Origin of the sequence: Streptacidiphilus sp. MAP12-33 (genome assembly GCF_041261265.1) — a bacterium.
Taxonomy (GTDB): domain Bacteria; phylum Actinomycetota; class Actinomycetes; order Streptomycetales; family Streptomycetaceae; genus Streptacidiphilus.
The window spans coordinates 22,466-32,965 of the sequence record NZ_JBGCCA010000008.1 but is presented as its reverse complement, the minus strand read 5'-3'; the positions used below and the strand labels follow the sequence as shown (position 1 = coordinate 32,965).

Below are 10,500 nucleotides of genomic sequence, written 5' to 3'. Positions count from 1 at the left end.
CGGTGGGCCCTGGAGGGGTCCACCGGAGCGGCGTGCTCGGCGAGGCGTGCGGCTCCTCGCTTCAGCGGTTCAGTCGTCCGGCTCGTCCGGTCTGTGCGGCTCGGTTGAGCGGTTCAGTCGTCCGGCTCGTCCGGTCCGTGCGGCTCGGGCGTGCACCAGCCGGGGTGGTGGCATCCGGCCGGGGCGGTCGCGCAGGTCCACCCCGGGTGATGGCACTCCGCCGGCATCTGCCCCGGCGCGTGCGCGCAGGTCCAGCCGTGGTGCTTGCACTCGACCGGCGCGCCGCCGGTGGAGGGCGCGGGCGTGGGATTGACGGTCATCGGTTGCTCCTGTCTTCGGTGCCGCCGTTCGGGGAGGCCGGGTCGGCCTCTGCCATCGAATCTCCGCCGCCGGAGGTCCCGGGCACATGAGTCCAGCGTCCCGGACCGGTCCCGGTCCGGCACCCGCGCCCGCACCCGCGCCCGCGCCCGCGCCCGAAGACCGTCGCCGCTTCAACGACCGGGCGGTGGGGCGCCTAACGACCCGAAGGGAGCGGAATCTCGGCGGCCACCACCACGCCCGGTCCTTCGGAGCCCCGGCCGTGCTCGCGAACGCGGAGCGTCCCGCCCAGCTCCTCGGCCCGCTCCGCCATCGACCGCAGCCCGACCCCGTCGACCCCGTCGACCGCGCGAGCCGCGCCGCTGCTGCCGCCGTTGCTGCCGCCGCTCCCACGCGCCGGGGCCGCCCGCCGGGCCGTCCCGTTCAGGCCCCGCCCGTCGTCGGTGACCTCCAGGCGCGCCGAGCCGTCCGCCACCCCGAGACGGAGCCACGCGCGGCAGGCACCGGAGTGGCGGACCACGTTGTGCAGCGCCTCGGCGGCGATCAGGTACAGCGCGACCTCGACGGCGGCGGGGAGCGCGGGCAGTGGATCGGGGCGGAGCTCGACGTCGATCACCAACCTCCGGCCGCCGAGACCGGTCGCCAGCGCGCGCAGCCCGGGACCGAGACCATCCCGGTCCAGTACCGCGGGCGCGAGCCCGGCGGTGATCCGGCGCAGCTCTGTGATCGCGTCCGCGATGCCCTCGGAGACGCCGCCCAGGCGCCCACTGGCCGGGTCGTCCCCGGCGAGGCCCGCGCGGGCCGTGTCCACCTGGAGCCGCAGGCCGGACAGGGCCGGCGCGAGGCCGTCGTGCAGGTCGCGGCGCAGCGCCCGCCGCGCCTCCTCGCGGGCGAGCACGATCCGCTCCCGGCTGGCCTGGAGTTCCTCGTACAGGCCGAGGGAGGCGATCGCGGGCGCGGCCTGGTCGGCCAGCAGACGCAGCACGTCGTGGTCCTGCTGGTCCAGCACCGGCTCGCCGGTACGGGCGGCGACCTCCAGCGCGCCGACCTCGTCCCCCTCGAAGACGAGCGTGAGGCGATGCCAGGCGTCCTCGCCCGGCTCGCCCGGTGGCGTCTCGCCCAGCGCCGCGGTCTGCCGGCTGCCGCCGCTGGTGTGCACCAGCACCCGCGCGGCGGGGAACCGGAGCGTGGTGACGACGCTCTCGCACAGCAGCCGCGGCGCCTCGCCCGGCGTCACCGTCCGGCTCAGGCGTCCGGCCAGCTCCCGTACGACGTGGTAGGGCCGGGCGCGGTCGCCGTAGTAGGAGCGGTCGACGACGCGGACCGCCCAGCCGCCGGTGGCCCGCAGCAGCAGGCCGATCACCAGCGAGCCGACGGCCAGCACCAGCGCGCCCGGAGTACGGGTTCCCGGCAGCACGTCGGACAGCCCGACCGCGAGCGCGAAGTAGCCCACCACCAGCAGCGCGAGGGTCACCAGCACGGCCAGCACCCGGCGCGTGGCCCGGTCCAGATGGGCGGTCCGGTCCCGGGCGAAGAAGAAGACCAGGCCCAACGGCAGCAACACGAGCGGGGTGTAGAACACCACCAGCATCGCGGCGGCGGGCAGGGGGAAGAAGTAGTCCACGTAACTCCCCACGGTCAGCAGCAGGAACGGGACCACCACCACGAACAGCGCACCGGGCAGCCGCTGCCGGCGCGTCCGGCGGACGGGCCCGCGCCATCGCCACCGCCAGGCCCGGACCGCGAGGACCAGGAAGCCCAGCGCGGACAGGGAGACCGGCATGAACACCAGCGGCGCGCCGATGACGGACGACAGCGCGTTCTTGACGGTGACCCAGGGCTCGCCGGTGGCCAGCGGGTTGGCCATGCCGTACCAGGTGTCCTGGGTGCCGGTGTCGAGGTAGACCTCGCCGACGGTCCAGACGGCGATCGCCGTGACCAGGATCCGTCCCCAGCGCCGTCCTGGCAGCGTCCCGTCGGGCAGCCAGAACGGCAGTCCGTACAGGAGGAAGATGGCCAGACAGTCCCCGGCGTAGCCGACCAGCACGACGCCGGTGCGCACCGCGTGCCCGCAGCCGAGCGCCGCGCCGGTGATGCCGACGGCCTGCCCGACCAGCTCGCCCGTGCTGGTCCAGAGCAGCAGGCGGCCCACCGGCCCGCCCGAGGGGTGGGCCAGGCTGAACGTGCCCGCCAGCGCGCAGGCCAGCATGAAGAGGATGTGCGAGCCGGTGAGGCCGAGGTCGAGCGAGCCCAGGCGCGAGCCGCCCAGGCCCGTGTAGGCCAGGGCCAGCCAGACGAAGCAGGCGCCGAGCGCGACGCCGCAGGCCGCGTAGGCGGACCCCATCCGCTGGTTCCCGGCCCACGCGTCGCCGGGCGTCGTGCTCGGCTGCGCCATCACGTTCCCCGGCACATTCCCTGGCCCCTCTCGCTCCCTCCCGCGTCCGCCGCGGGGAGCCGCCATTCTGGTCGGGCCGATGTCCCGGGCGCATGAGGCCGTGGTCCCTCACCTGTCACTGCTGTCACTGCGCCGGGCCGGGCGGCCGGGACGGCTCGCCGAGGCCGGCGTCCCTGGCCCGCGCGGCGGCCTCGGTACGGGTCGCCACGTTCAACTTGTCGAAGATGTGCGAGATGTGGTTGCGGACCGTCTTCTCCGCGAGGTACAGCTCCCGGGCGATGCGCCGGTTGTCCAGGCCCCGGGCGACCAGGTCCAGGACCTCGACCTCGCGCGAGGTCAGGCTCGGGAACAGCTGCTCCGCGTCCCGGCGCGCGCCACCTGCCAGCAGCGCGGAGATCCGCGCGGCGATGTCGCCGCTGAAGACCGCGCCGCCGTGCGCCACCGTGCGGACGGCGTGCAGCACCTCGTCCCGTCCGGCGCCCTTGACCAGGTAGCCGCGGGCGCCGGCCTGCAGCGCGCCCAGCAGGCTGCCGTCGTCGTCGGAGGTGGTGAGCATCAGCACCGGCAGACCGGGGTGCAGCTGTGTCAGACGCCTGGTGGCCTCGATGCCGGAGACGTCGGGCAGGGACAGGTCCATCACCACCACGTCGGGCCGCTGCGCCGCCACCACCTCCAGGGCACCGGCGGTCGTCTCGGCCTCGGCGACCACCCGGACGTCGGGCGTGCTCTCCAGCGCGGCACGCAGCCCCTCCCGGAACAGTGGGTGGTCGTCCACGACGACCACCCGTACGGCCGTGCTTCCGTTCCCGCTCCGGTCCAGGTCGCTGTCCACGCGGCCATGCTACTAAAAGTCAGTACACGGTCACCTTCCGCTGTCACATGGGGCGTGATCCAGGAAAATGGAATTTGGTTTCCGCGATACGAAAGGTATGGTCGGGCGAGCAGCCACGGACCACAGGGGGACCCATGTCGGAACAGCGCGTCGCACTCGTCACCGGTTCGTCGTCCGGCATCGGCGCCGCCGTCGCCCGGCGGCTGGCCGCGAACGGCATCCGCGTCGTCGTCAACTCCGCCCGCAGCCGCGCGGCCGGGGAGGCCCTCGCCGCCGAACTGCCGGGCGCCCTCTACCTCCAGGGCGACGTGGCCGACCCCGCCGACGCCCAGCGCCTGGTGGCGCAGGCCGTGGAGCACTACGGACGCCTGGACATCCTGGTCAACAACGCGGGCACGACCCGCTTCATCCCACTCGACGACCTCGCCGCCGCCGACGCCCAGGCCTGGCGGGAGATCTTCGACGTCAACGTCATCGGCACCTGGCAGCTCACCACCGCCGCCGTCCCCCACCTGCGCGCCTCCGGTGCCGGATGCGTCGTCAACATCTCCTCAGTCTCCGCGATCCGCGCGATGGGCAGCTCCGTCCCCTACGCCGTCAGCAAGGCGGCGGTGAACCACATGACGCGGCTGCTCGCCTCCCAGCTCGGCCCCGAGATCCGCGTCAACGCGGTGGCACCCGGCCTGGTCGACACCCCCTGGTACGCGGAGGCCGACGAGGTCTGGGAGAGCTCGCGCGACTGGATCACCGCCCACACCCCGCTGCGTCGCGTGGGCACCCCGGAGGACGTCGCGGACGCCACCCTCCACCTCGTCGACGCCGGCTACACCACGGGCGACGTCCTCACCGTCGACGGCGGCCGCCACCTGGTCTGACGGCCACGCCCCGGGAACCGAGGGCAGCGAGGACCGCGGCCGGGTCCTCGGCGTGGAACCGGAAGGACCGCGCCTGGGCCGTACGGCCCGACGGGCGGACGAAGGCGAGCGGCTCGGTCAGCTCCACCAGCACGGTGGACTGGCTCCCGACGGAGAGGTCCACCTGCCCGTCCGCGTCGATGTTCGCCAACCTGCCGCCGGAGAAGCGGCGTTCGATCCGAGCGGAGGCGATCGCGGCGGCGGGCACCCGGATGTCCAGCAGCGTGCCGTAGCGCAGCCGCAGCGAGCCGTCGGCGTGGACGACGTGCGGACGCACGACGCAGGACAGGTGCAGGGCGAGCACGAACCAGGCGCCCCAGACATCCAGGACAGGTCAACCGCCGGATCCGGGCCAGCTCGACGGCGTCCCGCAGGGAGTACTCCCGGTAGCCGTTCGGCTGACGCGGCGGCTCCGGCAGCAGGCCGACGCGGTGGTAGTGCCGCACGGCCCGCGTGGTCACGCCGACGACGGCGGCGAGTTCTCCGATCCTCATGACTCCATGAGAAACCTTGACGTTGCGACAAGGTCAAGTCGGTCGCTCCCGGCTCTCCAGCCGCCGGCGGAACGTGCTGTCCTCGCCGTCGTGCGTCGTGAAACCCTCCGCGTCCCCCAAACAACGGTGCGGGCGCGAGCCGGAACGGCTCGCGCCCGCACACCTACGGGCTCCGAAAGTTCAGCCCTTGACGCAGACGACCTGCTTGAGCTGCGCCACGACCTCGACGAGGTCGGTCTGCTGGGCCATGACCTTCTCGATCGGCTTGTACGCGCCCGGGATCTCGTCGACGACGCCGGAGTCCTTGCGGCACTCCACGCCCCGCGTCTGCTCGACCAGGTCCCGCACGCCGAACTTCCGCTTCGCCGCCGAGCGGGACATCTTGCGGCCCGCGCCGTGCGAGGCGGAGTTGAAGGCGTCCGTGTTGCCGAGGCCGCGGACGATGTACGAGCCGGTGCCCATCGACCCCGGGATGATCCCGTAGTCGCCCGCACCGGCGCGGATCGCGCCCTTGCGGGTGACCAGCAGCTCCTCGCCGTCGTACCGCTCCTCCGCCACGTAGTTGTGGTGGCAGGAGATGACCTGGTCGAAGGTGACCTTGGCCCGGCTGAACTCCTTGCGGACGGCGTCCTGGAAGAGCGCCATCATCACCGCGCGGTTGCGCTTCGCGTACTCCTGCGCCCAGAACAGGTCCGAGCGGTAGGCCTGCATCTGCGGGGTGGCCGCGATGAAGACCGCCAGGTCGCGGTCGACCAGGTTCTGGTTGTGCGGGAGCGAGCGGGCGACGCCGATGTGGTGCTCAGCGAGCTCCTTGCCGATGTTGCGCGAACCCGAGTGCAGCATCAGCCACACCGCGCCCGACTTGTCGAGGCAGACCTCGATGAAGTGGTTGCCCGAGCCGAGCGAACCCATCTGCGCCAGCGCGCGCTCGCGGCGTGCCTTCACCGCCGGGGTGAGGCCGTCGAAGCGGGACCAGAAGTCGTCCCAGCCGCCGGTGGCGAAGCCGTGGATCCGGCCCGGCTCGACCGGGTCGCTGTGCATGCCGCGGCCGACCGGGATGGCCTGCTCGATCTTCGAGCGCAGTCGGCTGAGGTCGTCGGGCAGGTCACGGGCGGTGAGCGAGGTCTTGACCGCGCTCATCCCGCAACCGATGTCCACGCCGACGGCGGCCGGGCAGACCGCGCCCTTCATGGCGATCACGGAGCCGACCGTCGCGCCCTTGCCCAGATGGACGTCGGGCATGACGGCGAGGCCGTGGATCCACGGGAGCGAGGAGATGTTGCGCAGCTGCTGGAGGGCCTGGCCCTCGACCGTCGCGGGGTCGGTCCACATGCGGATGGGCACGTTGATGCCCGGAATCTCGGTGTACGACATGGGAAGGGTTCTCCTGGGAACAGGCTACAAGTCTTGGGGCGCGCGGTCGCCGTGTGGCGGGACCGCGCGGGGATCGCCGCCTCAGCGGCGGAAGCCGCGGACGGTGGAGGGGCGTCGCCGCAGGGAGGCGTGCTCGGTGCTGATGTGGCACCGGCCTTGCTTCTCGACCCGCATGGGACTGCCTCCTCTCCACCGCCTCGGGGACCGGCCTGTCACGTCCGGTCGCTGCGCCTATCTACCCATGGATCCGCAGGGCGCCGCAACGCCTTTTCGCACGACGAGGCCCCCGACCCGGGAGGGTCGGGGGCCTCGTCGTTGACGATGCGTCAGTTGTGCGTCAGTGCATGACGACCGGGACGCTCGCGTCCTGGTCCGCGCCTGAGCCGGCGACCACGTGCTGGTCCGGACGGCCCGCGTTGACCAGGATGAAGACCAGCGCCGAGGCGGCGAGCATGATGCCGACCGCCCACCAGATGGCCACGTCGTACCCGTGCACCGCCGCCAGCGGGTTGGGCGTGCCCTTGGGCAGGTGGTGCGCCGTGAGCCAGCTGGCCGTCGCGCTCGCGGCGATGGTGTTCAGCAGTGCGGTGCCGATGGAACCGCCCACCTGCTGCGAGGTGTTGATCATCGCGGAGGCGACACCCGCGTCCTGCGGCTGCACGCCCAGGGTCGACAGGCTCATGGCCGGCATGAACGAGGTACCCATGCCGATGCCGAGCAGGAACTCGGCCGGCAGGATCAGCGTCCAGTAGTTGCTGTCCACGTGCATCTGCGTGAGCATCAGCATGCCCATCGAGGCCACGAACAGACCCGGGCCCATCAGCCAGCGCGCCGGGACGCGGTTCATCAGCCGCGCGCCGATCTGCGTGGAGCCGGTGATCATGCCGACGACCATGGGCAGGAAGGCGACGCCGGTCATGACCGGGCTGTACTGCTTGATGCCCTGCAGGTAGTAGGTCATGAACAGGAACAGACCGAACATGCCGATGATCGCGAGGCCGAGACCGAGGTAGGCGCCACCGCGGTTGCGGTTCATCACGACGCGCAGCGGCAGCAGCGGGGCCTTGGTGCGGGACTCGACCAGGACGAACAGCGCGAGCAGCAGCGCGGAGGCCACGAAGAGGCCGATGGTGATGCCGGAGCCCCAACCGGACTCCTCCGCCTTGGTGAAGCCGTACACCAGGGCGACCAGGCCGGAGGTGGCCAGCAGCACGCCGGGGATGTCCAGGCGGTTGCGGTTGCGCTCGTCCTCACGCTCGTGCACGAAGACCATGGAGCCGGCCACCGCGACGATCGCGAAGACGATGTTGACGTACAGGGCCCAGCGCCAGTTGGCGTACTCGGTCAGCGCGCCACCGAGCAGCAGACCCACGGCGCCGCCGGCACCGGCGATGGCGCCGAAGATGCCGAACGCGGTGGCCCGCTCCTTGGCCTCGGTGAAGGTCACGGCGAGCAGCGAGAGCGCGGCCGGGGCCAGCAGCGCGCCGAAGACGCCCTGCAGGGCGCGGGCGCCGAGCAGCATGCCGGAGTTGACCGACGCGCCGCCGATGGCCGAGGCCAGCGCGAAGCCGATCAGGCCGACGATGAAGGCCTTCTTGCGCCCCCACAGGTCGGCCACGCGGCCGCCGAAGAGCAGCAGACCACCGAAGGCCAGGCTGTAGGCGGTGATCACCCACTGGCGGTTGGCGTCGGAGATGTGCAGGTCCGCCTGAGCGTGCGGAAGTGCGATGTTCACGACGGTGGCGTCGAGGACGACCATCAACTGGGCGATGGCGATGAAGATGAGCGCCTTCCAGCGCCGTGGATCTGGCTGGGCCTGGTCGGCAGGCGCGGCCGGTGCGGAAGCAGACATGAGTATTTCCCCGTAACAGGACGGCAAGAGCCCACGGTCGGCGGGCCGAAGGTGACGGTGATGGATCAGAAACGCGGACGCGGCATGCCGGCGCGCATGTGGAACGGTGAAGTCGAGAGGTGGCGGATCAGGACGACGGCGTCATTGCCGGCAGATGCGCCGCGCGGCGCGGGAGAGAAGGCACTCGCGGCGGACGTCCTCCAGCGTCTGCGGGCTGCCCGGGAGCGGCGTCCGGGCGGGTGCCCGGAGACCGTCGAGCAGCAACTGCAGGTGCCGGTGCACGAAAGGCTGGAGGCTGTCGTACGAGGCGCCGGGGAACGGTCGCACCAGCTGGGCGACGGCCATGAAGACGTCGTCGCTGCCGACGTCCTCACGCATGCTGCCGGACGCCTGCGCGGCACCGACGATGGTCTGGGCGATGGTGTCGAGGCGCTCCTTGGTCGCGAAGACCTCGGGCTCCTCCAGGTCCGTCCACTCGGAGAGCATCGTGCACAGGGCGCCGATCCTCCAGTTGACGGAGTCGTGCACGAGGCGGCTCAGGGCCTCGAAGGGATCGTTTTCCTCCGCGTAGGCCCGTTCGGCCACGCCGATGGCTCGTTCCATGACCTCCAGGACGACGCCGCGCACGAGCGCGCCGCGGTCAGGGAAGTGCCGGTAGACGGTGGCGTTGCCGATCCCGGCGCGGCGGGCGATCTCGTCGAGCGGCACGTCCGCGCCGTGCTCGATGAAGGCGTCCTGCGCGGCCTCGAGGATGCGCGCCCGGTTCCGGGCGGCGTCGGCTCGCCGGCGGAGCCCCGCGGCGGGCTGCTTCTCGGTGACGGCTACCTGGGCCACGGCGACTCCTTCCTCCTGTGACGCTGAACCGGGGAGCTTCTCCCCGCTTTCCATTCAAACAGCTAAACGGGGAGAGAGTCCCCGGAAATCCCCCCTACGAGTGTGACCTGCGTCACATTTCTTAAAAGGAGATAAGGTCTAGTCCAATTCGACCGGGCGCCGGGGAGGATCAATGCGGAACACGCTGGTCAGAGTGGGGGCGGCGCTGCAGCGCCGGGACTTCCGGTGGTGGTTCGCCGGTCAGATCACCTCCGCGTCGGGGGCGATGACCCAGGGCGTCGCACTCTCCTGGGTGATCCTCCAGCGCACCGGGGACGCGTTCTGGCTCAGCGCCTTCACCATCTGCTCGTGGGGACCGCTGCTGGTGCTCGGCCCCTGGGCGGGCACGCTCGTCGACCGGCACGACCGACGCCGCCTGCTGCTGGTCACCCAGTCGCTGATGCTCGTGCTCGGCCTGCTCCTCGCCGCGCTCAACGCCTCCGGGAGCCTGGGTGTGTGGACCATCCTGGCGATCGCCCTCGGCTACGGCGTGGTCTCCTCCGTCGACGGCCCCGCACGTCAGGTGATGGTCGTCGATCTGGTCGGCCCGGACGCGGTCGCCAGCGCCGTGGGCCTGTGGGAGGTGGCGCTCAACGCCTCCCGTGTCCTCGGGCCCGCGCTCGGCGGCGCGCTGCTGGCGACGGCCGGCGCCACCTGGTGCTTCCTGGTCAACGCGCTCGCCTACCTCGCCCCGCTGCTGGTGCTGCGCCGGCTCCGCGTCCCCCCAACGGCCGGGGCGCCGTCATCCCGCCCGGGGCGCGAGGCCGGCGCGGTGCGCGCCGGGCTGCGCTACGCCTGGTCGACGCCGCTGCTGCGGGTCCTGCTGCCGATGGCCGCGGCCGGCGGCATCCTCTTCACGATGAACCTCACCCTGCCGACCCTCGCACAACGCGCGCTGCACCTCGGCGGTGGCGGCTACGGCGCGCTGCTGGCCGCGTTCGGCGTCGGGGGCCTCCCCGGCGCGCTGCTCGCGGCGGGCTCGCCGGAGCCCACCGGGCGTCGCGTGGGGGTCCTCGCGCTGGCGACGGGCGCGTCCGTCCTGCTGACGGCGTGGGCGCCGACCACGCCACTCGCCGTCGCGGCGATGGCCCTGACGGGCCTCACCTCGATCTGGTTCATCGCCTCGGCCAACACCCTCGCGCAACTGCGCTCCGCGCCCCAGATGCGCGGCCGCGTCATGGGCCTGTGGTCGATGGCCCTCCCGGGCTCCGTCCCACTCACCGGCTTCGCCGTCGCCGCGGTGATCGAGCACGCGGGCGCGCGTGCGGGCTTCTCGGTGTCGGGCATCTGCCTCGCGCTGACGGCCGTGCTGGGCCGGCGCGTGCTGATGCGTTCTGCACCAACGGAAGTGACACCACCAGGGGCGCGGGGAACTGCGCGGCAAGCCACCGTGGGCGGTGAGTCCCCGAACTGACAGGGCCATCCGCACGCCGGTGGTTGCTCGCGCA

9 protein-coding genes and 1 pseudogene are annotated in these 10,500 nt (G+C 72.4%); 2 read left to right on the top strand and 8 right to left on the bottom strand.

Annotated elements, in window-relative coordinates; all coding sequences use genetic code 11:
• Window positions 1–113 precede the first annotated feature (113 nt).
• The 3 genes from ABH931_RS10385 to ABH931_RS10375 all read right to left on the bottom strand — a co-directional run bounded on the left by ABH931_RS10385 (window position 114) and on the right by ABH931_RS10375 (window position 3,545).
• A complete protein-coding gene (locus ABH931_RS10385; protein WP_370112050.1) occupies window positions 114–320 on the bottom strand; it encodes a hypothetical protein in 207 nt (68 codons plus the stop codon).
• A 194-nt stretch (window positions 321–514) separates the two neighbouring features.
• Window positions 515–2,713: a sensor histidine kinase gene (locus tag ABH931_RS10380; RefSeq protein ID WP_370112049.1), complete on the bottom strand. Its 2,199-nt coding sequence runs from the start codon at window positions 2,711–2,713 to the stop codon at window positions 515–517.
• Window positions 2,714–2,837: 124 nt separating this feature from the next.
• Entirely contained in the window at window positions 2,838–3,545 is a 708-nt protein-coding gene (locus ABH931_RS10375) for a response regulator (RefSeq protein ID WP_370112048.1), read from the bottom strand.
• A 134-nt stretch (window positions 3,546–3,679) separates the two neighbouring features.
• On the opposite strand from ABH931_RS10375, the gene ABH931_RS10370 reads away from it, so the two are divergent.
• Window positions 3,680–4,420 (top strand): SDR family NAD(P)-dependent oxidoreductase, encoded by a 741-nt coding sequence (locus tag ABH931_RS10370; RefSeq protein ID WP_370112047.1) that lies wholly within the window; start codon window positions 3,680–3,682, stop codon window positions 4,418–4,420.
• Here ABH931_RS10370 and ABH931_RS10365 read toward each other — a convergent pair.
• The 5 genes and pseudogenes from ABH931_RS10365 to ABH931_RS10345 form a co-directional block, all read right to left on the bottom strand.
• Window positions 4,389–4,763 carry a hypothetical protein gene (locus ABH931_RS10365; protein WP_370112217.1) on the bottom strand — a complete coding sequence of 125 codons (375 nt, stop codon included), beginning with the start codon at window positions 4,761–4,763 and terminating at the stop codon, window positions 4,389–4,391. The genes ABH931_RS10370 and ABH931_RS10365 overlap by 32 nt on opposite strands.
• 28 nt (window positions 4,764–4,791) lie before the next feature.
• Window positions 4,792–4,953: pseudogene (locus ABH931_RS10360) on the bottom strand (MerR family DNA-binding transcriptional regulator); the annotation flags it as partial.
• Window positions 4,954–5,133: 180 nt separating this feature from the next.
• A complete protein-coding gene (locus ABH931_RS10355; protein ID WP_370112046.1) occupies window positions 5,134–6,327 on the bottom strand; it encodes an RtcB family protein in 1,194 nt (397 codons plus the stop codon).
• 337 nt (window positions 6,328–6,664) lie between these two features.
• Window positions 6,665–8,179: an MFS transporter gene (locus ABH931_RS10350; protein ID WP_370112045.1), complete on the bottom strand. Its 1,515-nt coding sequence runs from the start codon at window positions 8,177–8,179 to the stop codon at window positions 6,665–6,667.
• A 141-nt stretch (window positions 8,180–8,320) separates the two neighbouring features.
• Entirely contained in the window at window positions 8,321–9,013 is a 693-nt protein-coding gene (locus tag ABH931_RS10345) for a TetR/AcrR family transcriptional regulator (RefSeq protein ID WP_370112044.1), read from the bottom strand.
• Between the two features lie 172 nt (window positions 9,014–9,185).
• Here ABH931_RS10345 and ABH931_RS10340 point away from each other — a divergent pair, with 172 nt between their 5' ends.
• The gene (locus ABH931_RS10340) at window positions 9,186–10,466 is read left to right on the top strand and encodes an MFS transporter (protein ID WP_370112043.1); all 1,281 of its coding nucleotides are present in this window, start codon (window positions 9,186–9,188) and stop codon (window positions 10,464–10,466) included.
• Window positions 10,467–10,500 lie beyond the last annotated feature (34 nt).

What these genes read in the sequence shown, in the direction of transcription:
- ABH931_RS10380 (WP_370112049.1), bottom strand. Translation starts at nt 2,713, where the DNA reads ATGGCGCAGCCGAGCACGACGCCCGGCGACGCGTGGGCCGGGAACCAG.
- ABH931_RS10350 (WP_370112045.1), bottom strand. Translation starts at nt 8,179, where the DNA reads ATGTCTGCTTCCGCACCGGCCGCGCCTGCCGACCAGGCCCAGCCAGAT.
- ABH931_RS10385 (WP_370112050.1), bottom strand. Translation starts at nt 320, where the DNA reads ATGACCGTCAATCCCACGCCCGCGCCCTCCACCGGCGGCGCGCCGGTC.
- ABH931_RS10340 (WP_370112043.1), top strand. Translation starts at nt 9,186, where the DNA reads ATGCGGAACACGCTGGTCAGAGTGGGGGCGGCGCTGCAGCGCCGGGAC.
- ABH931_RS10370 (WP_370112047.1), top strand. Translation starts at nt 3,680, where the DNA reads ATGTCGGAACAGCGCGTCGCACTCGTCACCGGTTCGTCGTCCGGCATC.
- ABH931_RS10355 (WP_370112046.1), bottom strand. Translation starts at nt 6,327, where the DNA reads ATGTCGTACACCGAGATTCCGGGCATCAACGTGCCCATCCGCATGTGG.